General features: G+C 42.9%; 24 protein-coding genes. 7 read left to right on the top strand and 17 right to left on the bottom strand.

Going from position 1 to position 23,978, the window contains the following annotated elements; genetic code table 11:
- Nucleotides 1–86: 86 nt before the first annotated feature.
- The 3 genes from C5745_RS04485 (at nt 87) to C5745_RS04475 (ending at nt 3,346) form a co-directional block, all read left to right on the top strand.
- On the top strand, nt 87–1,139 hold the full coding sequence (locus C5745_RS04485; RefSeq protein ID WP_105715786.1) for a CNNM domain-containing protein: 1,053 nt from the start codon (nt 87–89) through the stop codon (nt 1,137–1,139).
- 131 nt (nt 1,140–1,270) lie between these two features.
- Nucleotides 1,271–2,881 carry a family 43 glycosylhydrolase gene (locus C5745_RS04480; protein ID WP_105715785.1) on the top strand — a complete coding sequence of 537 codons (1,611 nt, stop codon included), beginning with the start codon at nt 1,271–1,273 and terminating at the stop codon, nt 2,879–2,881.
- Nucleotides 2,882–3,016: 135 nt separating this feature from the next.
- Nucleotides 3,017–3,346, top strand: coding sequence for a hypothetical protein (locus C5745_RS04475; RefSeq protein WP_105715784.1), 330 nt, complete (start codon nt 3,017–3,019; stop codon nt 3,344–3,346).
- A gap of 28 nt (nt 3,347–3,374) precedes the next feature.
- Here C5745_RS04475 and C5745_RS04470 read toward each other — a convergent pair whose 3' ends face one another.
- Complete coding sequence (locus tag C5745_RS04470; RefSeq protein WP_105715783.1) at nt 3,375–4,205, bottom strand: SDR family oxidoreductase; 831 nt, start codon at nt 4,203–4,205, stop codon at nt 3,375–3,377.
- Nucleotides 4,206–4,321: 116 nt separating this feature from the next.
- On the opposite strand from C5745_RS04470, the gene C5745_RS04465 reads away from it, so the two are divergent.
- Entirely contained in the window at nt 4,322–4,882 is a 561-nt protein-coding gene (locus C5745_RS04465; protein WP_105715782.1) for a TetR/AcrR family transcriptional regulator, read from the top strand.
- Nucleotides 4,883–4,948: 66 nt separating this feature from the next.
- Here the strand turns inward: C5745_RS04465 and C5745_RS04460 are convergent, their stop codons facing one another.
- From C5745_RS04460 to C5745_RS04425, 7 genes are all read right to left on the bottom strand, one after another.
- Complete coding sequence (locus tag C5745_RS04460) at nt 4,949–5,233, bottom strand: GNAT family N-acetyltransferase (RefSeq protein ID WP_105715781.1); 285 nt, start codon at nt 5,231–5,233, stop codon at nt 4,949–4,951.
- 11 nt (nt 5,234–5,244) lie between these two features.
- Nucleotides 5,245–6,291 (bottom strand): Atu2307/SP_0267 family LLM class monooxygenase, encoded by a 1,047-nt coding sequence (locus C5745_RS04455; RefSeq protein WP_105715780.1) that lies wholly within the window; start codon nt 6,289–6,291, stop codon nt 5,245–5,247.
- Nucleotides 6,292–6,334: 43 nt separating this feature from the next.
- Nucleotides 6,335–7,249 (bottom strand): pirin family protein, encoded by a 915-nt coding sequence (locus C5745_RS04450; RefSeq protein WP_105715779.1) that lies wholly within the window; start codon nt 7,247–7,249, stop codon nt 6,335–6,337.
- Nucleotides 7,250–7,291: 42 nt separating this feature from the next.
- Nucleotides 7,292–7,726: an OsmC family protein gene (locus C5745_RS04445; protein ID WP_165793016.1), complete on the bottom strand. Its 435-nt coding sequence runs from the start codon at nt 7,724–7,726 to the stop codon at nt 7,292–7,294.
- A 25-nt stretch (nt 7,727–7,751) separates the two neighbouring features.
- Complete coding sequence (locus tag C5745_RS04440; protein WP_105715777.1) at nt 7,752–8,042, bottom strand: GNAT family N-acetyltransferase; 291 nt, start codon at nt 8,040–8,042, stop codon at nt 7,752–7,754.
- Entirely contained in the window at nt 8,042–8,257 is a 216-nt protein-coding gene (locus C5745_RS04435) for a (4Fe-4S)-binding protein (RefSeq protein ID WP_105715776.1), read from the bottom strand. The genes C5745_RS04440 and C5745_RS04435 overlap by 1 nt, the downstream gene beginning before the upstream one ends.
- Before the next feature lie 330 nt (nt 8,258–8,587).
- Nucleotides 8,588–9,229, bottom strand: coding sequence for an NAD(P)H-dependent oxidoreductase (locus C5745_RS04425; RefSeq protein WP_243403247.1), 642 nt, complete (start codon nt 9,227–9,229; stop codon nt 8,588–8,590).
- Between the two features lie 89 nt (nt 9,230–9,318).
- Here C5745_RS04425 and C5745_RS04420 point away from each other — a divergent pair, with 89 nt between their 5' ends.
- Entirely contained in the window at nt 9,319–10,233 is a 915-nt protein-coding gene (locus tag C5745_RS04420; RefSeq protein WP_105715774.1) for a LysR family transcriptional regulator, read from the top strand.
- 31 nt (nt 10,234–10,264) lie between these two features.
- Here C5745_RS04420 and C5745_RS04415 read toward each other — a convergent pair whose 3' ends face one another.
- The 7 genes from C5745_RS04415 to C5745_RS04385 form a co-directional block, all read right to left on the bottom strand.
- Nucleotides 10,265–10,831 carry an AAA family ATPase gene (locus C5745_RS04415; protein ID WP_105715773.1) on the bottom strand — a complete coding sequence of 189 codons (567 nt, stop codon included), beginning with the start codon at nt 10,829–10,831 and terminating at the stop codon, nt 10,265–10,267.
- Nucleotides 10,832–11,002: 171 nt separating this feature from the next.
- Nucleotides 11,003–11,401 (bottom strand): RidA family protein, encoded by a 399-nt coding sequence (locus C5745_RS04410; RefSeq protein ID WP_105715772.1) that lies wholly within the window; start codon nt 11,399–11,401, stop codon nt 11,003–11,005.
- 198 nt (nt 11,402–11,599) lie between these two features.
- A complete protein-coding gene (locus C5745_RS04405; protein ID WP_105715771.1) occupies nt 11,600–12,517 on the bottom strand; it encodes a hypothetical protein in 918 nt (305 codons plus the stop codon).
- Between the two features lie 48 nt (nt 12,518–12,565).
- Nucleotides 12,566–13,669, bottom strand: a complete 1,104-nt coding sequence (locus C5745_RS04400; RefSeq protein WP_207795714.1) for an endo-1,4-beta-xylanase — start codon at nt 13,667–13,669, stop codon at nt 12,566–12,568.
- A 32-nt stretch (nt 13,670–13,701) separates the two neighbouring features.
- Nucleotides 13,702–15,243: a RagB/SusD family nutrient uptake outer membrane protein gene (locus C5745_RS04395; protein ID WP_207795713.1), complete on the bottom strand. Its 1,542-nt coding sequence runs from the start codon at nt 15,241–15,243 to the stop codon at nt 13,702–13,704.
- Between the two features lie 54 nt (nt 15,244–15,297).
- On the bottom strand, nt 15,298–18,621 hold the full coding sequence (locus C5745_RS04390; protein WP_207795712.1) for a SusC/RagA family TonB-linked outer membrane protein: 3,324 nt from the start codon (nt 18,619–18,621) through the stop codon (nt 15,298–15,300).
- 167 nt (nt 18,622–18,788) lie between these two features.
- Nucleotides 18,789–19,958: a FecR family protein gene (locus C5745_RS04385; protein ID WP_105715768.1), complete on the bottom strand. Its 1,170-nt coding sequence runs from the start codon at nt 19,956–19,958 to the stop codon at nt 18,789–18,791.
- A gap of 173 nt (nt 19,959–20,131) precedes the next feature.
- On the opposite strand from C5745_RS04385, the gene C5745_RS04380 reads away from it, so the two are divergent.
- Complete coding sequence (locus C5745_RS04380) at nt 20,132–20,695, top strand: RNA polymerase sigma-70 factor (protein ID WP_105715767.1); 564 nt, start codon at nt 20,132–20,134, stop codon at nt 20,693–20,695.
- Nucleotides 20,696–20,722: 27 nt separating this feature from the next.
- On the opposite strand, the gene C5745_RS04375 is transcribed toward C5745_RS04380, so the two are convergent.
- On the bottom strand, nt 20,723–21,604 hold the full coding sequence (locus C5745_RS04375; protein ID WP_133166290.1) for a carbohydrate kinase family protein: 882 nt from the start codon (nt 21,602–21,604) through the stop codon (nt 20,723–20,725).
- A gap of 55 nt (nt 21,605–21,659) precedes the next feature.
- Nucleotides 21,660–22,877: an enolase C-terminal domain-like protein gene (locus tag C5745_RS04370; protein WP_105715765.1), complete on the bottom strand. Its 1,218-nt coding sequence runs from the start codon at nt 22,875–22,877 to the stop codon at nt 21,660–21,662.
- A 255-nt stretch (nt 22,878–23,132) separates the two neighbouring features.
- Between C5745_RS04370 and C5745_RS04365 the strand changes: the two genes are divergently transcribed.
- A complete protein-coding gene (locus tag C5745_RS04365) occupies nt 23,133–23,891 on the top strand; it encodes an NYN domain-containing protein (protein ID WP_105715764.1) in 759 nt (252 codons plus the stop codon).
- The last annotated feature ends 87 nt before the right edge of the window (nt 23,892–23,978 follow it).

Below are 23,978 nucleotides of genomic sequence, written 5' to 3'. Positions count from 1 at the left end.
TTCGGTCATTTGCATTGGTTTTATTCGTATTTTTACGAGAAGTCTGCAACATTAGTTGTTGGACAAAATCGATCATCTGAAAAAACATGACATTACTATTATTGTACCTCGGCACTGCATTAATTATTTCATTTATATGCTCAATAATGGAAGCGGTGCTGCTTTCGACTCCAATATCATATTTAAGATCGAGAGTAGAAAATGAGGATAAAAGTGCAGAATCAATGCTTAAGCTAAAAAAAGATATTGATAAGCCCTTGTCTGCTATTTTATCTTTAAACACAGTTGCCCACACCGTGGGGGCGGCCGGAGTAGGCGCACAAGCTACCGTGGTCTTTGGTGAAGCCTATTTCGGTATTGTATCGGCCGTTTTGACTATTTTAATCTTGGTTCTAACCGAGATTATACCGAAGACTTTGGGTGCCAATTATAGTAAAGAACTAGTAGGTATTTCGACCAAGGTAATTCAGACAATGATCGTTTTAACCTATCCCCTGGTGTGGATGTCTTCTATTCTGACTAAGATGCTGTCCAGAGAAAAATCCGAACTCACTACCAGCAGAGAAGAGATTTCAGCTTTAGCGAGCATCGGTATGCAAGAAGGAATATTTGTCGATAAGGAGAATAAAATTATACAAAATCTGATTAAGCTTAAAGGCCTCAAGATAAAAGAAGTAATGACGCCCCGCATAGTAGTGGTGACGGCCAATGAAGAAATGACGCTGGAGGAATTCTTGAAAAATAAAGAATTCTTACATTTTTCAAGAATTCCTATTTATAGAGAAAACAGCGATAATATTACGGGTTACGTATTTAGGGAACTTGTATTTGAAAAACTTGCCGAAGACCAATTTAACTTGAAACTGAAAGATATCAAAAGAGAGATCATCCACTTTCCCGAAAATATGACCTTATTTGCAGCTTGGGAGAAAATGCTGCTGGAGAAGGAACATATTTCATTAATCATAGATGAATATGGGGGTATGGATGGCGTAGCAACACTTGAAGATATCATAGAATCGCTGCTCGGATTTGAGATTGTAGATGAGAAAGACAAGGTGGAAGATATGCAGCAATATGCCCTAAAACGATGGCAGGAAAAACAAAAAAAATACGAGCTTTTAAATAAATTGAAATAGCTTTTGGCACGATTGCTACAGCATGCTCGTTTGCATGAACCTCTAGCAAAAGATACAGGATGGTGCATGTTGCCCGCTGAAATTTAATGTGCTATTTTAGACACCAGTAAACCTTCAGTAAATCTAATTTCATGCGTACACTGGTCAAAACGTTATTTATCTCGGTCCTGTTATCACTTATACTCAAAACTGGTAAAAGCCAGACCGACACTGCTTCCAAAGGATTCCTGCCTATTACAAACGATGTATTTTGGGATACCAAAGATGGACATCCTATCTACAGTCAGGGCGGCGGTATATTTAGGTTTAAAGATCCTGAAAGCGGGATCGAGAAATATTACTGGTACGGTGCGCAATACAAAGAATCAGCATCGTACCGTAATGACCCATCTGTTACCCCGCCTCGCGATAATTTTGTTTCGGTAACCTGTTATACCTCCACTGACCTAGTAAATTGGGAATCAAAAGGAGACGTCCTCACGCGCGATGAAATGGACAAGCACCAACATACCCGATGGGCAGGTCGCTTAGGTGTCGCTTACATTAAAGACATCAATAAATATGCGCTGTTTATACAGCACAATGCCGAGGTATTAGTAGCGGTTTCTGACAGTCCGAATGGCCCTTTTACATGGCATCAACGCATAAACATGAAAGAAATGATCGGGACATCTAATACGGGAGATCAGACGGTGTTTACCGATGAAGACACCGGCATCTCTTATCTCGTTTATTCTTATGGGAAGGGACGCCATAAGATTTATATTTCGGAAATAGGTGTGAAAGACGGAAAAGTCGGCCTGTTAGACTGCACGCAAGTTTACAAGGGTGCTGGTCGCGAAGGGAACTGTATGTTTAAGTATAATGGTAAATATTATCTATTCGCGTCCAATCTTTACGGCTGGGATTCCTCCTATGCCTATTACCTCGTGGCGGATAATATTAGGGGGCCTTATACGCCAACCGATGAGATGCTGATCGTACGCGGATCGGAAGCGGATTACGCTCACGTGACGCAGACCGGCTTTTTTGTCAAGGTTAAAGGCAGCAAACAGGAGACGGTCATTTATTGCGGTGACCGATGGGCTAATTTTGCCGGCAATGGGCTCGGTTATAACCAATGGTGTCCCCTATCGTTCGATGGCGACACCCCGTATTTTAACTCGCTCAGCGCCTGGAACCTGAATCCAACCACCGGCGAGTGGACAGTGGGCAGAGGTAATAATTATGTGAAAAATGGGAGCTTCGAGGCCGACCGCCGCCGGATCCCGAGCCCGGTCAAACCCGTGCAGGAGCAGCTGCTGGGATGGGCGACTACGATAATCGAAGGCACGGCGCTATCTGTCAGCGACTCCACATCCCCCAGCCTAAATTATTTCAATACACAGCAGGACCGACAAAGTGTAATCGGCGAGAAAAGTCTGCAGATTAGCGACATTGTCAACTTTAAACGCAAAATTGTCCAGACCATTGAATCCAGTCCATACGTCGACGTAGAAGACGGATCCTACACCTTAACGGCAAAAATCAGAAACAGCGATGGATTTCCCCGGCTTGAAATGTATGCCGAAAGTAATGGTAAGATCATGAAGAAATCAATATCTCGATCGAACGGGGCGTGGACCACGATTACAATCGACAAGATACCCGTTAAAAACGGGCGTGTTGACATTGGTTTTGTGGCCGAAGGAAATGCAGGCGCATTCTGCTATGTCGATGATATATCGTTGGTCAAAAATTGAAGTCGCGCTATTGAAAGAAATCGTATATATACCCTCACACTGTACTTTTTTTTGCAGTGAAGAGCAAAAATCCTATATACGATTAGACAAAACAACAGTACCGGTCTGCTTGTTATACGTTAAAAGATAATTAGAATGAAAGATAACGAAATAACAGCAGGCCAGCCCAGACGATTTTCAAATCGGAACATCATGATGCCCCTTATTTGGAGCAATATCGTCGTTTCGGCGTTAATGTTGTTCTACCATCTCATCCATATTTTTTTTCCGGAGAGCATATTGGCTAAAGTATTGGGCGGTATAGGGGAAGTTTTCTCTTTTTTCGTTTTCATCTTTGTTGCGGTATCGTTGTTAATCCTTGTTTCCAAGTTACTAACTAGGAGTCGAGAGTATCTGTATCCATATATGTTCTCGGTGCTAGTGACCGTAGTTATGGTTTTTGTGCTGCCGTATTTGGTTGATTAACATCATTGGTCTTTTGGTACGGCATATCTTACTTGAATAACTGTATATTATCCTTGACCCAATCGTGAAAAGTTTTTGGGGACCTGCCGAGAATAGAAGCTACGCCTTGATTAACGGTATATCCTTCGGCCGGTGGATTCTTGTACCAGGCATATAAATAGTCCATCGTCTCTTGTTCTAGCCCCCAAGTTGCCCAACGTTTTCGAGCTTCCGCTTCGCTAAGTTCTCGAATGGTAATATTTGCTTCGATAGCCTTGGAAATCGCGAGGGCCTGCTTTCGGGGACTAAGCACTTGCGGTCCTGTCAAGGTTAGGATCTTGCTGGCGTGTCCGCCATAGACCAGTATTTGCGCGATGACCGCTCCTAGATCGTTTTCATGAATTGCTGCTGTTGGCCGATCAACACACGGTTCCTCGATGACTCTCCGCTCGCGAATATTTTTAGCCCATCCCGCTGCGTTTGCCATGTATTCCTGTGGTTGTAGAATCGTCCATTCAAGCCGGCTGTCCATGACTGCTTTTTCCATGGTTCCGGTCTTTCCTTCGCCGTTCCAAAGTACGGTTACTCTTTCGACATTTTCCGCTACCATCATCTCGACGACTTTGTAGCCCGAGCTCAGGGGCGTATATGTCTCTCCGCTAAAAGCGATAAGATGTGCAGCGGACACATCTGTAAAAACCCCAACTATCGTTTCTGGTATGGATAGATCCCCCTCAACGATTTCTACCTGAGCGGGAAATGAGCGCTGTTCTTTGTTTCTTGTTAGTACGATGACATCTTGTCCCATTTTTAACAATTCAAAAACGACTTCACGCCCAATCGTACCGGAGGCACCTGCAACTAAGACCTTATTTTTCATTCGTTTATATCATTTTATCTGGATAAACTTAAAATAGGTCATTTGACCTACAAAGCAAATATAGGTCGAATGACCTATATTTGCAAATTTTGGTTTATTTCTGTATATTCCATGCCATGACGAATAAACAGCGCACTGAAGATCAACTTGTAGAACAGACGATACAGATACTATCAGAAGAAGGAATTGGCGGTCTGACAATGAGAAAAGTAGCTTCGAACTGTGGAGTTCGACTAAGTAATTTGCAATACTATTACCCTAACCGGACAGCTTTGGTGCAAGCTGCTGTAAAACGCTTTTTTCTTCGTTGCGAAGAAGTTCTGATCGCCGAGCGTAAAAGTATGGCTGATATAGGTAGCTCTTCGCCAAGAGATTTTTTAAGAATGCTGATCGACAAGATGATTGTCTGCGATCCTGAAGACCAGTACGGTATCGTATTTAGGGAAGCTTGGGCTTTAGCCGCTCATGACAAGGAATTGGCGGAGACCTTGCGGGAGTATTACCGCACCTACATCAACTGGATGATAGCCCTTGTTGCCGACGACGTTGTGGAAGCAGAAAAAGTAATGTGTATACTCATCCCATACGCAGAGGGCTATTCGCTGATGGGCGATACCTTACCTTTTCCGCGTGAAGTTATCGTTGAAATGCTGCTAAATATAATTGACGTAGCCTAGCTTGCACAATCGGTAGGATATACTCGCAAAGCAGGGTATTGATGGCGCCACCCGTTTATTGGGCAGTTATGATTTTAATACGTCCTTTATATCATCAAATTTTTCGAACATCTTTGCTGCAAACGGACATAGGGGAATAATCTTGATACTTTCCTTCCGAGCCATTTCTACAATTTTGTAGAGCATCTGCTTACCTACACCTCTACCATTATACGCCGGCTCAACCTCGGTGTGGTCTATGATAATCAAATTCGGTCCTGCGATGGAATAGGACATCATCCCGGCGCGTCTATCATTTTCCTGCGCGACGGCAGACCCTTTAGCGCCGCTAACTTTTAATAATACCTCCATAATCTTTTTCTTTAAAATTTCACTATTTCTCCGTGAGCCATTGCGTTATTGATCCTTGGAATAACCTTTGTACCAATTATTTCTATGGAACGCAACAACTGTTCATGACTCAGGCCAGCATTATCCATTTGGAAAGTAAAGCGGTCAACGCCTCCCAATGCTTCGCTGTGTCGCAGTAATTTTGCTGCTACCTGCGCGGGACCTCCAACGACCAACACGCCCTTAGGATCCGCCGCCGCATCGAAACTAGCTCTGGTTACTGGTGGCCATCCTCGTTCCCTCCCCGCCTTGGTCCACAATTCGGCATAGCCGGGGTAGTAGTCTGCAAAGGCTTCTTCATCAGTAGCAGCGACGTAGCCGGGTGAATGGAGTCCTACGGAAAGCTGCTCCGGGGAGAAACCAGCCTGCTGTCCTGCCTCTCTGTATAAATCAACCAGTGGTCGAAAGCGAGCAGTTTCTCCGCCGATAACCGCAACCATTAGCGGTAGCCCCAGTGTTCCGGCTCTCACGAAAGACGCTGGCGTACCGCCCACACCCAGCCAAACTGGAAGTTTCTCCTGACTCGATCTCGGATAAATAGGCTGATTTTGTAATGCCGGACGAAACTTTCCGGACCACGTAATAAATTCCTGTTCGCGAATTTTTAAAAGGAGTTCCAATTTCTCTTTGAATAACTCGTCATAGTGATGCAGGTTATATCCAAACAACGGAAAGGCTTCTGTCGCGGAGCCTCGTCCGACGACCAGCTCCGCTCGCCCTTTGGATATCAAATCCAAAGTCGCGAAGCTCTGGTAAACCCTGACTGGATCCGATGTACTCAGCACGGTAACAGCACTGGTCAAGCGTATATTTTTCGTTCTTGCCGCGGCTGCAGCTAGGATTACCGCTGGTGCGGAGTCCAGAAATTCTTTCTTATGGTGTTCACCGATACCGTAGATAGCAAGTCCTGCTTGATCTGCTTGAACAATCCTGTCAAGTAACTGTTCCATCGCATCGACACTACTAAGGGTTTTACTCCCGTACATGGCGGACGCGAAACTATCAATTCCTATTTCCATTATTATGCTGACTAATAAATATGTTTTCTGTACTTTTTATGCCTCAAGAAAGAGCGTTGGGCGGAGGACCGCCGGCGGGCTTGGTTTTGTCGTCCGGCAAGGGTACATACTCTTTATTATCCATTGGAGGTAAGTTAATTCGGCCTTGTTTCCAATCTTCTTTCGCTTGTTCAATCCTGTCTTTTCGGCTAGAAACGAAATTCCACCAAATGTACCGTTCTCCGAGGTGTTCTCCACCTAGCATCATTAGGGTAGTCTGTTCTTTTGCAATAATCAGCGGATCTACTCCTTTGGTAAACACCAATAACTGTCCTTCGTTGTAGGTAATGCCATTAACTTCAACGCGACCTCTGACAATGTAGGCGCCTCTTTCGCTATGTCCACTCGGTAAACCAAATCGAGCATCTTGCTGCAATACGACATGCACATAGAATAAGGGCGAATGTGTTTTGACATTACTTTTCAAACCATAAGCATCTCCCGCAATTAAGCGCATCCAGACACCTGTATCCGTAAAAGCGGGCAATTCTTCTGGCTTATAGTTCTCGAAGGATGGATCACTTTCTTCGTCCTTTTCGGGAAGTGCCACCCATGTTTGCAGCATTTCCAGTTTGCCTCCCGCAAGCATCGCCGGATCTTCAAATCGCTCACTGTGTGTTATACCTTTGCCTGCTGTCATCCAATTTACCTCGCCCGGTGTTATTAACTGTTCTACCCCCAGACTATCTCTGTGGGTCACGTTCCCGCTAAATAAATAGCTTACAGTAGATAAGCCAATATGAGGGTGGGGCAAAACATCAAAATTATTTATCGATCCGGTCGGCGCATTTAATGGCCCGCCATGATCGACAAAAATAAACGGTCCAACCATTCTGCGAAGTCGAAACGGGAGGATACGTTTAACTGTAAAACCTGGGGAAAGTTCAGCCTGTCGGGCTTCTATAACTATATCAAGCATAATAAATATTTAAATTACCATTTGCCTATAACTCGAAAGCTTTTACTCGACTATGCTTTCATCCTTAATTAATTCTGTTGAAATGTTGATATTTCCTTTCAGTAGCTTCGATATGGGACAGTTTTCCGCTACCCTCAATAATCGTTCTTCTATGTCTTGATCGAGTGGTTCTCGAAATATGATCTTTCGCTCCATGTATGCAGCTGATGCTTTGTCTTCGATTTTATAGAAAATATTCGCCTGGACTTCTATCTCCGAAACGGCTAATCCTTTGTGGTCGATATACATTCTAAGAGTAGCTAAGGTACACCCCACTAGGGAAGACAGCAACAACGTGTAAGGATCTGGACCTAAGTCTCTCCCACCTAATTTTTCAGGTTCATCTGTGATGAATACCCCGTTCCTCCAATGGATCGTTGTTTCGTATTTTTGGAGTCCAATCGTACCCTTTAACGGGGTTTCTAGTAGATATTTCATTTGCGCTATATTGTTTACGTCTCTTTTATGACCTAACATCTGCATATTCCTCTGGGTAGCGCTTGAACTGCGCAAGAACATACGGGCAAAGTGGTATAATCCTCAAGCTGCTCTCCCGGGCATAACTTACCAGCTGATTAAGTAACAGTTTTGCGAAACCTTTGCCTTCGTGTTCCACGTCTACTTCGGTATGATATACTCGGAGCTTCCCGTCGGCAACAGAAATATCCATCTTTCCTACTTTTTCATCATCTGAAAACAGTTGAACTTCACCGTAGATACCATCTTCTTTAAAAATTACCTGTGTATTTTCCATTATTCAATTATCTTTTTGATACTCAAAGCTCCTGATGGGCATTTGGACACCTGATCAATGAGTTCCTGTGATGTTGCATTCTCGACTTTTATCCACGGCCGTGCTTTCGGATTATAAACCTGTGGCAAAGCCTTTACACAGACTCCCGCGTGGGCGCATTTTGTCGGTTCCCAGAGAATGGTGATTTCCCCGTTTGGATATTCATGTACGTTCATAATAGCCTCTTTCAAATGGGTTATTTATTTAATATTTAGATGCCTAAACTGGAGACCAGTTCTGGGGTTTTCCATTATTACCTTTTTGATTTAAAAGTTTACAACTCAAAAGTACCTCAAATAGAAAGAAAAAAAGTAGATAAATGACGAAAAAAAATATCGACTAATGTCTACAATATATAAAATGTAATGTATCCGCCTAGCCTAACTTATCTTTTCACTGCTTTTCTGCGTACTCGGCTCAGTGTGTCTTTTGTAACGCCAAGATAAGAAGCAATGATATGTTGAGGAAACCGGTGAACAAAATAGGGATGCCGTTCCATGAAGTCTTCATAGCGTTTTCAGCGACAAATTTTCGTCCCGATTATTGTTAACTGGCTCGAAAGTTTGCTTTAGATGCGCAATATAACTTTTATGATAATCCTCAAAACGCTGCGGGGTCAATCCTTTAACGATATCATAAAAATGGAATCCGTCTAGTTTGGACAGGCCTACAAATTTCATAGCGATATGAACCCCGAACAAAACGCCCTCATCCACTGTCTTTTGATCCATTATTTCGTCTTTGATAGTAAAAGCACCGGCAGGTGCATTCCAGCTCGAAGTGATCATATATTTCTTTCCTTTCAACAAACCTCCTGTCCCGTAGTTTATTTCGGGGTTTGTGCGCGTTCTTCCGTCACTTTTGTAAATCTTGCCACGTCCATTTTGAAAGACCAAATCGATGTATTGTTTGAATTTGTAAGGAAGTTGGAACCACCAAATGGGTGTGTGTACAACGATTGCATCCGCCCATATGAAATTTTCGATCTCCGTTTCTATTTCATATCCGTCTTCTATATGGGTGATACGGACTTCAAAGCCAAGTTCTTTCGCCGTATTTTCTGTCCATTCAGTCAACAACTTATTAAATAGCCCCTTTGATTCATTAAATTCTTGACCTCCGTTAATGATAAATATTTTTGACATCATTTTTAAAATTAATAGTGAGCAGCAAAATTATCCCGTTTCCATGTATAATAAAAATAATGTAGATTTGAATAAACTATAATAATTATTATATGCAAGCAAATTTTGAATGGTTTAGAACGTTTAAGGCGATATATGAAACGGGTACAATGAGCGGTGCGGCGAAGCAGCTCTTCGTTTCACAACCGGGAGTAGGACTACATTTGAATGCACTGGAAACCTACACGGGTTTTCCCTTGTTCGAACGTACGTCAAGAAAAATGATACCTACCGAAAAAGGCAAATTGCTTTATCAGCAAATGGTGAAGTCTTTGCTCTGCCTCGAAGATATTGAGATGCGTTTTCAACGAAAATCGGGACGTGACCGGGCAAATGTGAGCGTTGGAATGTGCGTAGAAACTTTTCAACAGGCTTTAGAAAAATATATTCCGACGCTGAATTTTAATCTTATCATGAGGTTTGGCACCAACGAAGAATTGGTACAATCGTTAGAAAACGGTTCGGTGGATTTAATTTTGACATCTTCTGTTTCCAGCCGCGGCAACTTGATTTATGCACCATTCACGACCGAAAGATTTGCGTTGATCGCAGGTAGGTATACTGATATTTCGACATTTGAGATTTTGGACGGGAATGATACAATCAAAGACTGGATGAAATCCCAGATTTGGTATAGTACCGCAGCAGATATGAGTTTTTTGAACCAATTTTGGGAGAACAATTTCGGCGAACGTCCTGATTTTGTTCCCAATTATATTGTACCCAATAAGTTTTCTATCATCCGATGCCTGTCAGAAGGAAGCGGTCTAGCCGTTTTACCCGACTTTTTATGTAAGGATGCAATGGACAATCATAAAATCCATAAAATTTGGGAGGGCGACAGACCTATTGAAAACACTTTATATTTCGGAAAAAGGAAACAGTCTCTGTTTATGGAGGAGATAGAATGGATAGAAAAAGTTTTGGTAGATGAGTTTCAAAAGTTTGCAAGCGAGTACGTCAAGTAAATTAACATTGCGTCTGGACTGTGGTGATACATTAAGATCTCGGTGATCTGATCTTTGTTTTCTCGACGATAAATCGCTGTCTCTCCAAAACCGAAACTTTCGGTACTTCGATGACATGATAACCATATTCTAAATAAGTTTCTTTCATCCTATCAAAGGTGGACAAAGCCTCTTTCCAAGATTGCTTCCGTTCACTATCGGTTTCGTAAATCTCTCTCCAGGGAGGAAGAATAAAGACATTTCTGTTATACACACATTTATGGACTGTATCCACAGTTTCCTTAGATACAGGAATATTTTCCATATGCATATAACAAACCGCATCTAAAATGCCCCGGTCGAAATATACGGGCTCCCTGAAATCCACACTTTTTTTGATTTCTTCATAAGCGCTTACAGATGCATCGAACATCAATTGCGCATATAAGGTTTTGTTTTTCCAGGGTACACCGTCGCCACCGGTAGCCAGCTGGTCCTTGATAATTCTTCTGGCTTCTTCTTCAACCGTAGTAAAGCCTATTCGTCTAAGCGCATTTATAAGGGTTGTCTTCCCTACCCCGGGTCCACCGCTAATTATATAAAAATTGTTTTTTATCATTTTTTGTATTTTGTTTATTACTGGAAATTACTTCGACTTGACAAGACTTGGTCAAGTTTAACCGGATACAGGAGTATCCGCATATTCGGTAAGAGAAAATATCCTCAACTCTTTCCTCGGTCGGGAGTGATCAGGAATGTCAACAATGAGGTACAAAATTGCGAATTTGGGCTACTGTTTAGCAGCCCAAATTTCAATCTCAATTTTTATGTCTGGTAGTCCCAGTGCGTTTATATATCCAATAGTCATTGAAGGATAACTTTCTCCAAACAACTTATCCCACTCCGCATACAAAAAGTCCCAATCAATTTCTTCTGTAGCCCAGATATTGACTTTTATGATGTTTTCAGAAGTCAAGTTCTGAGAGCCTAAAAGTTGTCTAATATTTTTAAACGTGTATCGTACTTGTTCATTCAGGTTTAGCGGAATATTTCCGCTATCGTCAATGCCAATTTGCCCCGAAAACGTATATAAATCTGAGTTTTTGGGGATTATTGTTACATGAGCGTATTTTCCAACGGGCGCGGGGAGATTTTCGGGATTTCGTCTTACAATTGTTTTTATATTCATATTTTAACTTTTTCTGTGCTGATATACGTCTGTGCCAACCATATTCCACATACGGAGCGTGGTCGATAGCATCTAAATCAAAAAGCCATCATAAACTAAGATTTCGATAGAATCAATTTTAGTATTTTGCAACCGTTCGATTCAAATATATGCAATTATTTAGCTCCGTAAAAAGGAATCTCAAAAAAGCAGCTCCCTTTATATTTTTTCCTCCATTTTTTCTGACACGAAGACATGATCTACATAAAAAGTATAATTATCAAACGTCCGAACGTCGCCTGCACCGCTTCTGAATAAGATAAATTCGGTTATTTGAGTAAGATTGATATTCGGGTCTTTCTGTTTAATATGAGCTACCGGAATGGATACAAGGTGCCAATTCCCGTCCCGCTTAAATCCATATTCTTCGCCCGCAGCGGTGAACTCAAATATCGCGTTTCCGCCTCCAGCGCTGCGGATGCGAATTAACATTGGTGCTAACGATGTTGATTTTAGGCCGATGTGGTAATATCCATCAGCAAACGATGAGATATCGATATATTGTCCTCGACCGTCCTCTAAAGCGCCCATTGCCCAATCGGATTCTCCTGTTGCTTCAAATTTATAAGCTTCCACACCTTCGAATGCATCGGAAACCCTTGTTCCCGGAAAATGGTTCATATTTACTGGTCTGACGAGGGGCAGCCGAGAAGTGATATCGGGATGCTCTGTGTAGATACCGTATGTCGCACCGTAGTCGTAATCTGGAATTTGATTATCGGGATCTGGCTCAACTTCGATATCGAAAGCATGCTGCCCGCGTTGGTTATCGATAAAAACTACATTGAGAATCGCTTTAAAAGAGCCTCCCAAAGGATAATGGACCGTGACAACCGAATCCGCTGAGGTGCCGGGCGTTCCGCCAGGAAAAACCCAATTGCGATTTTGAACTTTGGTGGATAAATCGGTGTATGTAATGTATTCACCAAATTTGATATCGACACTGCTGGCTTCAGCTGCTACCTGGCCAGGTTCGAATAGGGTTACGGGAAAAGTTTCCTCTTCTCCACATCCCCCTAAAAACAGTATAGCCAAACAGCCGACGATATAGCTTATTTTCAATCGAATAAGTTGCATATGTTGTATATTTTAAATGTGTGCACGCACGCTTTGTCATTCAAATTTCTAGTTCAGTCCGGATAAAAACCCCTTGTATGCTTCTTTAGGTTGATAGCTTTGATCAAAAAGAAGGGGATATTCTTTAGGGTGCCATGACCCTGTAAGCCAGGTATGTTTATCTGTTACACCCCATAACGAGATAGCAAATTTTTGCTGAGCGGGCAAAGCAGCATAGCTTTCTGCGATATGTTTGTACATGTCGGATTGCTTTTTTTCCTCTGCTTCTGTAAAGACATAACTGTCGGATTTATTGACATTCATTACGATATCGAGCTCGGAAATGTGTACTAACAATCCCGTGCTCGCCATATCGTTCAAGCCATTGCGTAACGTGCTTTTGTCGTTGTTAATACGATAGTGAAACTGGTCGCCTATACCATGGATGGGGATACCTTCATTTTTAAAACGTTGGACCATATTTTTAATGGCGTTCCGTTTTCCGGGGGCGATCACGACACTATAGTCATTATAGAACAACTTCGCGTCCGGGTCAGCTTCGTGTGCGTATTGGAAACACCTTCCATAAAACGCTATCGGGTCCTTGAATGTAGCATACACGGGGCAATCTGTTATTCGCAAGGAACCGTTATCATTAAAAATTTCGTTCGCAACATCCCAACTGATTATTTTACCTTTATATCGTCCTACAACGGTATTAATATAGGCCTTCACATGGTCTTCAAAAGCAGTGGAGTCATATCCGGAATTTTTAAACCAACCGGGGAAGGACTTATACCATACAAGTGTATGACCATGCACATCTAAATCATTCTGGATTGCAAAATCGACTAATTTATCTGCTCCGGCCCATTGGTAATTGGTTGACGATGTCCATATGGCGTCCATTTTCATTTCCCATTCGGCCGTAATTTGGCTAAAATGTTTTGTCACAGTCTGCGTATAACCGTTTTCGCTCATCAAAGATGTTTTTATCGCCGCACCGATACCAAACGATGCTTTTTCCTTCAGAACGCTCGTTTCGGGTTCGGGTTGTTCTATTGGCTCCTCGCGATCAGGGGCTAGGTCTTGCTTGCTACTACAAGAAATATTGCTCATTCCAATCAGTAGCAATAGTGTACAACATAGGTATTGTTTAATTATAAGTTTCATCGTCTATTTCTTTATCTTTATTATCATTATTATTAATAACCGTCGTTTTGTGGAAATGTACCCATCAAGTCGATTTGCGACTGTGGAATAGGCAGCCTCACCATATGGGATGCCATGGGATAAACGGCTTTGTTGCCAGAGTTCGATCCCATTTCATAGTACAGGTTAACGCGCTCTACCAAAATGCCAAGTCGCTTTAACAAAAACCATCTTTCGTTCTCAAAGGCTAGTTCGCGGGCAGATTCTTCCAAATAGCTCTCCAGGTCGAAAGAAGCGAAGCCATGGAGACCTGCCCTGTTCCTTACCTCATTTATATACCCCAGCGCTTTAGTTGTATTACCCGTCCGCCATGCTGCCTCAGCACCTAAAAGCAAGGTTTCTGCATATCGATAAACGATATGATCTTTGTAGCTGTTGAGTGTACCAACGCGCTTTTCTTCATCATGATACTTTTTTAAACTCCAATGGTATCTCCGGTAGTCATCATCGTAGCGCTCTGGGGCCAAAGGTTGTCCGAAGTTTGGCGACTCGGGATTATTGACAATGAGTTGCAACGGATAATAATAGGTACGAAACCGCAAATCGTTTTCTTCATCGTAGAGCGAGCGGAGATAATCGTTCGGAAAAGACCAACCTAGCGATTCACCACCGTATTCGGTCGACCGGATCATTTCTCCTCCCGACAGTTCGTACACTCTCGAATTAAACACACTGCTGATCCAGGTTGGTCCGCCGCCCGCTAAATTGTCATTGCCACCGGTAATCTCATCTCTGACGTATACCAACAAAGCTTCTTTATGGTTCAAATTCTGCCCAAAGACTTGCGCAAGTTGTTCACGTGGCAATAAATCATGGGTCGGATCTAGGATTACTGCGTCAAAGTGTGTGGATGCTTCCTCCCATTTTTGTTGCCATAAAGCGCTTTTGCCTCGGATATGATGCGCTACGCCTTTACCATACCTGCCGTAGTCAACGTTCCAAGCTAGATGCTGTACAGCGAAATCGAGGTCTGCATCGATAAGTTCAAAAACTTCTACGGGATCTGCAGGCGCATATTCTTTAGGATCAAAAGCATTTTCAGGCGTGGTCGCTATAGTGTCCAAGAGAATATTGTCGTACATGCGGATGAGATCCAGATACAGTTCACCACGTACCATCCTTGCTTGCGCAACAATCTGATTGCGTCTTGTGTCGAGCATGTCCACCTGGGGTGCATTGGCTATAATCGCGTTAGCCCGGTCGATGATCTGGTAACCTCTTGTCCATTTGCGGGCAGGAAAAGCTACTGGCGTGTGATTGGGCCCGTAAGGTGTGTGCCAAGTGCGGTTGAGCCCTAAATCGGTTCCTACCAAAAAGAAGAGGCTGGAACGCAGTGCATCTCCCTCACCTTCGGGTATGTTATAATTCCGCATGAGGTTATACAACGCATTCACACCGCTTTCCAACCCTTCTGGCGTCGTGTATATAAAATCAATGGAGACTTCGGTAACGGGTTCCTCTGCCAGAAATTTTTCGCACGACAGGAGAGATAGCAATGTTACACCGAATAGTAACTGCAGAAATATCCTTTTCATATATATATCGTTATTCATCATTGTTCTTTTTCTATAATTTAATCCATACGTTTTTTAGAAACCTACTTGGATTCCACCTACAATTGAAATTGCTTCAGGGTACTCATTAGGATTCTTTTCAGGGCTGTACGACTTGTATTTTGTCCACGTAGCCAGGTTGTGGGCTGTCGAATAAATTCGTAGGCTACCGACTTTCAGCTTTGAAGCAAGCCGAGACGACAATGTATATCCTAGCGTCAGCGTGTGTAAACGTAGATAAGATGCATCCTGCAGTCCAAGTGTCCATATATAAGGCCGATCGTTGGATTCCAATGGCCTCGGCCAGTTCCCCTCTGGATTCTCCGGCGTCCAATAATTTACTTTGACGCCGTTAAAAACGCCACGCAACGAGCCTCCTGAGGCATAATCGTATAAAAAGGCATTGTTGCGCATCACGCCTTGTACCGTGACAAAATCGGCTGCGAAATCTATACTTTTGTAATTCACCGCGAGATTGAATGATCCAAACCATTTTGGATCGCGAGGTACAATGACGCGGTCGGCATCGGTGAGCCTACCGTCACCGTTATAATCTAGTAACTTGACATCACCGGGTTGTGCAGTTGGCATGTGGCTATTGACGATATCCTCTCCTTGTTGCCATATACCTGCCGGACGGAATTGATAGTATACATCTTTTGAATGCCCAATAAACCATTGGTTCGCGATATCATCCACTTCATTTCCATGCTCATCTAAATCACCATACAAGCTGATAATTTTATTCCGGTTTCTGGACAGCGAAAATCCTAGGTTTACTTGCCAGTCTTTTTTGTCCATAACCAAGCCGTTCACATTTAGTTCGAATCCTTGGTTCTCCACTTCACCGATATTCCGGAGCATTCTAGAATATCCGATATCCGCCTGTAACGACAATTCGGCTAGCAGATCCGTAGTCCGGGTATTGTAGAATTCGAATGTACCCGTCAAACGGTTATTCCAGAAACCGAAATCAAGTGCAGTATTTAACGTGGTGGAGGTCTCCCATCTCAAATTAGGGTTGGGCAGAAAGTCTCCTGGAACATAACCTATTCGTTTGACGTTGTTGAAAAGATAGTCCCGCTGCACGGCTGTGCTGAGACTACGATACGGGTTAATAGCTTCGTTTCCTACGCTACCATAGCTTGCTCTTAGCTTTAGATTGTTTACAACGGACTCCTCCATAAACCCTTCCCGGTGTATATTCCATCCCAAGGCTACTGCGGGAAAATAGGCCCACTTATTATTTGCGCCGAACACGGTGGAACCGTCCGCACGGGCCGATGCGGTTAAATAGTATTTCCCATCATAGTCGTACTGAACGCGGCCAACAAACGAAACCAATCCTCTTTTATTGGCGCCAACTGCCGGTATGTTACTTTCGGCACTCGGTAATCCCCAAATTCCCAATAGATCATTTGGAATATTGCTGGCATTATTTCGAAAGTTACTATAATTCCGCTGGCTTATGCTATGTACCAAGGTACCTGCAAGATTGTGCTTATCAAAGTCGGTGTTATAGTTTAAAATATTTTCTAGCTGCCACTCTACTTCGTCTTCAAATTGCATGGCTCCGTTACCTAATCCTCCCCTACGGAATCCTTGTAACGATTCAGCGGTTGCATAATGTGAAGTCTTTCGGTTCCAAGAGCGCCTGCTTGCGTTCACACGGTAATGGAAACCTTGGAATGGTGTAAAGTCGGCGAAAATATTCATGATGTCGTTGCGATCATTCCGCGTATTTGATACTTCCGCTAGATCCAGTAAAGGATTGACGCTTTCTTGTACGCCTGAGGGATAAATCCGATAGGTTCCGTCGTCGTTATAAATTTTGCCCAAGGGCGAAGTGGTGACAGTGCGCAACAGGGTCTCGCCCGTACCGGGATTGTTGTTCTTGGAAAGCTGCCAAGATGTATTAGCGCCCAGTTTTAACCAGTCTGTAATCGCTTGGTCAACATTGATGCGAATCGTTCCACGTTGAAAATCTGTGCCGGGAATTACCCCTTGTCTCTTAGAGTAATTAAAGCCCGAATATATACGCGTTTTTGCCGTTCCGGTTGAAACACTCAGGTTATGATTCTGTGTGCTTGCAATACGTAGCAATTCCTTTTCCCAATCGATAAAGTCTCCCGTAGCGAGTACTTCGCGCTCGATATCTGTAAAGATAGCTTCATCGGGAAGGTACTGGTTGTTATTATCGGCTCGATAGGCCTCCCGTTTTAACTGCGCGAATTCCGCTGCACTGTACACGTCGAAGTTACGTTTCACCGTCTGTCCGCCGTAAAAGGTATTGAAATCGACAATCGTCCGATCTTCCTTAGCACGCTTGGTCGTAATGAGGATAACACCATTTGATGCTCTAGCACCATAAATAGCCTGTGCAGCTGCGTCTTTCAGAATCTCAATGGACGCTATATCATTCGGGTTGACATCGTTGATACCTCCCACTGGTACGCCGTCGGCGATGACAATTGGCGCATTTCCCGCTGTTAATGAACGGCTTCCGCGAATGAGGATATTAGACGAACTTCCAGGTGCAGCGTCGTTTACCGTTACATATACTCCGGCGGCTTTTCCCCTCAGCATTTCGCCCAAATCGTTAGATGGCACTCGATTTACGTCCTCCGTGTTTACAGACACGACAGAACTGATTACATCGCTTTTCTTTTGGGTGCCGTATCCCACCACGACAACCTCATCTAAGTCGCCCATGCGGGCGGTCAACACGACATCCACTACTGTCTTTCTGCCTATAATCTGTTCGCTAGGCGCATAACCGACCATCGAAAACACCACAACGGACTGTTCGTTTGGCACTGCAATCTGATAATGCCCTTCGGCATCGGTATGTGTCCCAACCGAAGTCCCTTTGACGGACACCGTTACGCCCGGAAGCGGTACGCCAAGCGAATCTCGAACGGTTCCGCTTACTGTCCGCTGCAGCGACCTTACATTCGAAGGGTTAACAGTATCTCTATTCGCACTCGGGGCTTCCTTGCTTGGGAACTGCTCCTTTTGGTTTAACACAACTACTTGATCCTGTATGTCATAGCCATAAGGTAGATCTTTAAAAAGCAGTGCCAACACCCGGTTTAAAGGTTCTTCTCGTAAAACAATAGTAACGAGATCCTGCTGAATGTCCCTCTTGTTGTAAAAGAAAGTGACGCCAGATTGATTTTCTATTTTTTTGAGCACCTCCCACAGAGAGACATCTCGTTCATTCAGCGAAATCTTCTGGCCAAATACATTAGCCGAAAGCTGAAGGCAAAAGACGGTCATTATAATGATAGTTAACTTCACACGCATAATGATTTTTTGGGTATACGCCGGTAAAGGATACATTAATAGCTTTAATTGCATACTTTTGTATGATTTGGGTTTATAATACAGTGTTAATTCCAGATTACTTGTTATTCATGGACCCGATCAATAGCCGGGAATGCTCGCAACATTTCCGGTTTTTTTATTCGAAGTCTTGTTACCGAGGCTATGGTACCCCTGGGGTTGCCCATCTACTTATCATCGTTTTATTTGTTTTTTATGGTTAATTGCCGTCCATTCTTTAATTCGAAATGTACGCCAGCTGTTTTGAGAATATGCAAAGCTTTGTCCAATGTCACGTTTTTGGGCAGCTTACCGTAAAACAGGTCATCTGAACGCACTTTTTCATAATTTACATCGATATCGTACCACCGCTCGAACGCTTGGAGAACCGTATAGATATTTGCATCATTAAAGTAAAAATAGCCTTCTTTCCATGCGACATATTGCGCTGGGTCGACCTGATATTTTGTAATTCCTTTTTCATTGACAACTGTTTGCATGCCGACGGCAAGGACGATGCGGTCGTGGTTATTAGGCTTATTGTTTGATTTGACCGCGACAGACCCTTCGGCAACGGTGGTAACAATTCCTAGTTTTTTATCATACGCGTTGATGTTGAACTGCGTTCCCAATACCTCAACCAATTGTTCATTATTTTTTACAAAAAATGGTATTTTCTTTCCACCCATCGAATTTGTCGCTACATCGAAGAAGGCTTCTCCTGCCAATAGCTCTACCTCTCTCCTATTTCTACTAAACTTTCTTGGAAAACGAATAGACGACGCCGCATTCAACCAAACTCGCGTACCATCGGGTAGTTTCAACTGGTATTCTCCTCCTCTGGGAGTGGACAAAGTCACTAGGCTGCTTTCGCTATCTATATTGTTGAATAACGTTGATTCAAGTACGCTACCGTCCATATAGTGCAGTTGCTCGCCAACGATCAACCCTTGTCCGGCTTCCTGTAAGTCAATGACTGAACCGTCGCCTAACGATAGAAGCGCTTTGTTCTTTCCGGGGTTCACATCCTCCAGACCTATATGCATGACCTCTCCTCCTCGGTCGGTGAAATAGTAGTATCCCAAACCGAATATAGCTAAAGCAATGATGGACGCGGCGGCCGCACGCATTTTTGTTGTTAGTGAGCGTACCTTACTGGTTTGTGGTCTATCTGGCTGTTGTATAGCTGACTTCACGTTGGACAAAATCCGTTGCTTTAGCTCCATCTCGTCTTTTGCAAAATTAGAAGGGATCTCTACCTGCTCATCTATATGTGCTTTATACCAAGCAAGAAACTCTTCTTTTTCGATTTCGGTAATACTTCCATTTAGCCATTTCGAAGCCAATTCACGGTATTTGTTTGTATCATTCATAACTGGAGCTTTTATATATGTCCTTGTTCTAGCACAAATCCCTTACACTGTTTTCATTTTTTTTGTCCTCTTTACTGATTCTACTGGTACAAGGTTGTTGTACAACTAATAGAATAAAATATCTATATTTGATACGTTGCTGTGCGGCCAACCAAAATAAATCGCTTTTAGTTATGATTGTTTACAGGGATTTAACGGATAATGAATTGTATTTACGTCTTCGTCAAGACGATGAAAGTGCGTTTACAGAAATTTATAATCGCTTTTGGAAAAAACTATTTGCAATAGCTGCCAATCGCATAGGGAATTTGGAGGAAGCAGAAGAAATTGTCCAAGATATTTTTACGTCGTTATGGAATAAGCGATCTGATATGGTACTTCGGTCTGATTTGGCGAGTTATCTAGCTGTGTCCGTAAAATATCGGGTGATCAAATCAATGGACAGACAGTATAATGAAAAGCGGTATGTAGATAGCTTATTGGGTACCGGGCTGGTTGATGACTCTACGCAGCAGAAACTAGCCTTTGAAGAACTTCAAGAAGAATTGGAAAAACATATTCAAATGCTACCCGAGAAATGTCAATTGGTTTTTAGATTAAGTCGTCAGGACGGTTATTCCCAAAAAAAGATAGCGGATGAATTAGGTATTTCCGAAAAAACTGTAGAAGCTCATCTGGGAAAAGCTTTCAAAAGACTTAGAGCGCGCTTAGCCGGTTTCTTGACGACGCTACTTTAGCCACGCCGAAATATGCAAAACGCTGCTTCAGTTGCGAAACATTTCGAGATACCCCTCATATGAGGGGCACGCCTCATATTGGGACGCTACATACCCGCCCTTCTTGATCCCCTCCAGAAAGCACGCTTCTATCGTCGAGGAGTTGTCTAGCCGCTTACTTAAAAAACCAGCAAGAAAAGCATCGCCGCTACCCACGGTGTTTGCGACCTGTATTTCCATTGCTGGCCTATGTAATTCATCTTCATCACTATAATAGCTGGCGCCTTCTTCACCTTTGGTTACAATTACCTCGTCAATATTAAATCGCTGCCTGATGGCTTCCACCTGTATCTTTTCCTCCTCCTCTTTATTATCATACCATTGACTTAGCAATGCAAGTTCGGTATCATTTAGCTTTAAGATATGCGTTTTTTGGAGTAGTTCTTCCAATATGAGTTGATCAAAGTAAGGAGGTCTAATATTAATATCAAAAACATTCAATGATGAATACTCCAAGCATTCTTTGAGGGTATCATACGATCGGGTATTTCTTGAAGACAGCGATCCGAAAACAAAAGCGTTACTATTGGCAATCACGGACATATACCCCGCTTTCCAAGGGATATAATCCCAGGCAGCGGGATATACGAGATCATATTCCGGCAGTCCATTTTCTCCCTTTTTTACAATCGCCTCACCGGTTTTATGGGAATCGCTTATCGCGATACCAGTTGTGTCCAATCCCCATGTCTTTACAATATCCAACAATTCTTTTCCATATGGGTCATTGCCCACACAACTGATCAAAAAACTCGCTGTCCCGGCCTGTTTTAAATGATAGGCAACATTGAAAGGGGCCCCACCAGGCTTCGAGCTACCATCGATAATATCAAACAGAATTTCTCCAAAACAAACGACCTGACTACTCATATGCTTACGTTTTTTACGAAGTCCCAACTGCCTTCGCAGCCAACTGAATAAATTTTTATATTTTCTTTAACAATGGCATACCAAAACCTGGCGTCGACGGGGGAATTAACTTACCGTCTTTGATGGTGTAACCGGAAAGATCGACTTCATCTGACGAACTGGTAACACCTTCGATAGTAACAGTATTACCTAATCCTCCAGCCAAATGCGCAGTATAATTGGTCTTGAGGAGTGAGCCCCAAGCATGCGGCGAAGCCTGTGCACCCAACGCTTGGAGTTCTGGCATCAATCTTCGCCAATTGGTAAAACCAAGGCCTTCTATATCTGTTAGATGTACATCTAATAGATCCTGTTGAATAAGTTCTCTTAAAAATTTCTGATCGGGATCGGCCTCGCCATCAGCCAATAAGGTTTGGATACCTTCGCGCTTTATAAAATTGCGCAACTTTTGATAGTCGGCAACGGTTTCATGAAAGGGTTCTTCTATCCAAAACAACTTAACACCGGCAATACCTTTCAGATAATCAATAAACTGATCGGACGTAAACCCGTTATTTCCATCCACTAGAATCTCACAATCAGGAAAAGCCTGTTCCACCGCTTTGGTGACTTCAATATCGCGCTGCAACCCTTCTTTATAAGGCATCCACTTATGCCCACGACCTATTTTTAGCTTAAATTGCCTGTACCCTACATTATAGTCATAACGACACTCCTCCAATATACGATCGATCCCTGCTGGCTTGCTGGCGGGCTCTAGATCATCGAAATAAATCATACCACTGTAGTAATCTGTGATAAATGGTTTATCTTTCCCTAATAAAGCGTAGACTGGTTTTTGTAGAATTACGCCTGCTAGGTCATGCAGCGCCATATCGAACGGTATGTGCCGATCCTGCAATGTACCAGCCTTAACAGCAAACAGTTCCGATACCTTTTGGCCCACGAGTTCGCCCATAACATTTTCAGCATCGCGCTTCGACCCGCGTAGAGAAGCCCAACCTATGGCTCCCTTATCAGTCACTAAACAAACTATTTCTACATTTGGGCCGGTACCATGGAGATCGAGACGGGCATTTTTCCCTACTAGACGCGGATAGTTTAGCTGGACGGTTGAAAATTTGATATCCTGTATCCGGTGATAGGCTAGCTCTTTGTCATCGGCTGTCCTGTCTAGGAGTGATGTTAAATACGTTGCATGGCTTTTGCCATTAAAAAGGGCGGCTGAGGCAATGCCTACATTGAGCGCGTTTAAAAATGTTCTTCTTCTCATATTGGGTTTATTTTGTTCATATGGTACAACAGTCCTAATGTAAGCTATTGATGCTTGTGATCGTGTCGGCTTCTACAGCTTTTAACATTTAAAGATACAATAAATTTGAATATCACATATAGCAAGATTGATGCGACTACGTTACAGACGAAAAAAATAATGGCCGGTTTGCTTATTCGATGGAAAATCAATCCGTGAAGTCTGTTTTTTGTGAAACATAAAACTTATATTTACGGTATACCAAAAGTCAGACTGATGCAAGATCATAAACTCGCAGTTTTAATTGATGCTGATAATGTACCTTACGCTAATGTGAAAGAAATGCTGGAAGAAGTATCCAAAAGTGGAACACCTACTGTAAAGCGAATATATGGAGACTGGACAAAGCCCCATCTTTCTGGCTGGAAACATGTTTTGCTGGAGAATGCGATTACGCCAGTTCAACAATATAGTTATACTACCGGTAAAAACTCATCAGACAGCGCATTGATTATCGATGCTATGGATATCCTGTATTCAGACAAAGTTACCGGTTTCTGTATCGTGTCCAGTGACAGCGATTTTACTCGGTTAGCAACCAGACTACGCGAAGCAGGGATGGTGGTCATTGGTATCGGAGAAAAGAAAACGCCGCAGCCATTTATTGCGGCATGCAACAAGTTTATTTATATTGAGATATTGCAGCCAGTTGAAAAGGAAGAAAGCACAAAGGTACTAGTGAAATCAGTAACGAAAGAAAAGCCGAAACCTACGCAGAAAGCCATCGATAAAGTAGATAAGCAGACCATAAATCTTATTGTAAATAGTGTTGACGATCTGGCGGATGAAACAGGATGGACATTCTTAGCTTCTTTAGGAAACTTCATTTCTAAAAAGAAGCCTGATTTCGATCCTCGGAACTATGGATTCAATAAGCTGTATGATCTGATCAAGTACATCAATAAGTTCGAAATTGATGAAAGAGATTCGGGCGGGCATAAGCACGTGAAACACATTTATCTGCGGTTAAAGTAGGTGCTGAAATATCGCTCTCCTAACACGTTGTTATGCGTGGTAATTTGTTGAAATAATTTCCTTAACTTGCCTCAGTTATAAGCCTAA

This window comes from Sphingobacterium haloxyli (assembly GCF_002980525.1).
GTDB lineage: Bacteria > Bacteroidota > Bacteroidia > Sphingobacteriales > Sphingobacteriaceae > Sphingobacterium > Sphingobacterium haloxyli.
This window is presented reverse-complemented; position numbering and strand designations above follow the sequence as displayed.

Bases quoted from the DNA above. Each gene is read 5' to 3' on its own strand.
- C5745_RS04485 (WP_105715786.1), top strand. From the start codon at position 87: ATGACATTACTATTATTGTACCTCGGCACTGCATTAATTATTTCATTT.
- C5745_RS04480 (WP_105715785.1), top strand. From the start codon at position 1,271: ATGCGTACACTGGTCAAAACGTTATTTATCTCGGTCCTGTTATCACTT.
- C5745_RS04475 (WP_105715784.1), top strand. From the start codon at position 3,017: ATGAAAGATAACGAAATAACAGCAGGCCAGCCCAGACGATTTTCAAAT.
- C5745_RS04470 (WP_105715783.1), bottom strand. From the start codon at position 4,205: ATGAAAAATAAGGTCTTAGTTGCAGGTGCCTCCGGTACGATTGGGCGT.
- C5745_RS04465 (WP_105715782.1), top strand. From the start codon at position 4,322: ATGACGAATAAACAGCGCACTGAAGATCAACTTGTAGAACAGACGATA.
- C5745_RS04460 (WP_105715781.1), bottom strand. From the start codon at position 5,233: ATGGAGGTATTATTAAAAGTTAGCGGCGCTAAAGGGTCTGCCGTCGCG.
- C5745_RS04455 (WP_105715780.1), bottom strand. From the start codon at position 6,291: ATGGAAATAGGAATTGATAGTTTCGCGTCCGCCATGTACGGGAGTAAA.
- C5745_RS04450 (WP_105715779.1), bottom strand. From the start codon at position 7,249: ATGCTTGATATAGTTATAGAAGCCCGACAGGCTGAACTTTCCCCAGGT.
- C5745_RS04445 (WP_165793016.1), bottom strand. From the start codon at position 7,726: ATGAAATATCTACTAGAAACCCCGTTAAAGGGTACGATTGGACTCCAA.
- C5745_RS04440 (WP_105715777.1), bottom strand. From the start codon at position 8,042: ATGGAAAATACACAGGTAATTTTTAAAGAAGATGGTATCTACGGTGAA.
- C5745_RS04435 (WP_105715776.1), bottom strand. From the start codon at position 8,257: ATGAACGTACATGAATATCCAAACGGGGAAATCACCATTCTCTGGGAA.
- C5745_RS04425 (WP_243403247.1), bottom strand. From the start codon at position 9,229: ATGATGTCAAAAATATTTATCATTAACGGAGGTCAAGAATTTAATGAA.
- C5745_RS04420 (WP_105715774.1), top strand. From the start codon at position 9,319: ATGCAAGCAAATTTTGAATGGTTTAGAACGTTTAAGGCGATATATGAA.
- C5745_RS04415 (WP_105715773.1), bottom strand. From the start codon at position 10,831: ATGATAAAAAACAATTTTTATATAATTAGCGGTGGACCCGGGGTAGGG.
- C5745_RS04410 (WP_105715772.1), bottom strand. From the start codon at position 11,401: ATGAATATAAAAACAATTGTAAGACGAAATCCCGAAAATCTCCCCGCG.
- C5745_RS04405 (WP_105715771.1), bottom strand. From the start codon at position 12,517: ATGCAACTTATTCGATTGAAAATAAGCTATATCGTCGGCTGTTTGGCT.
- C5745_RS04400 (WP_207795714.1), bottom strand. From the start codon at position 13,669: ATGAAACTTATAATTAAACAATACCTATGTTGTACACTATTGCTACTG.
- C5745_RS04395 (WP_207795713.1), bottom strand. From the start codon at position 15,243: ATGAAAAGGATATTTCTGCAGTTACTATTCGGTGTAACATTGCTATCT.
- C5745_RS04390 (WP_207795712.1), bottom strand. From the start codon at position 18,621: ATGCAATTAAAGCTATTAATGTATCCTTTACCGGCGTATACCCAAAAA.
- C5745_RS04385 (WP_105715768.1), bottom strand. From the start codon at position 19,958: ATGAATGATACAAACAAATACCGTGAATTGGCTTCGAAATGGCTAAAT.
- C5745_RS04380 (WP_105715767.1), top strand. From the start codon at position 20,132: ATGATTGTTTACAGGGATTTAACGGATAATGAATTGTATTTACGTCTT.
- C5745_RS04375 (WP_133166290.1), bottom strand. From the start codon at position 21,604: ATGAGTAGTCAGGTCGTTTGTTTTGGAGAAATTCTGTTTGATATTATC.
- C5745_RS04370 (WP_105715765.1), bottom strand. From the start codon at position 22,877: ATGAGAAGAAGAACATTTTTAAACGCGCTCAATGTAGGCATTGCCTCA.
- C5745_RS04365 (WP_105715764.1), top strand. From the start codon at position 23,133: ATGCAAGATCATAAACTCGCAGTTTTAATTGATGCTGATAATGTACCT.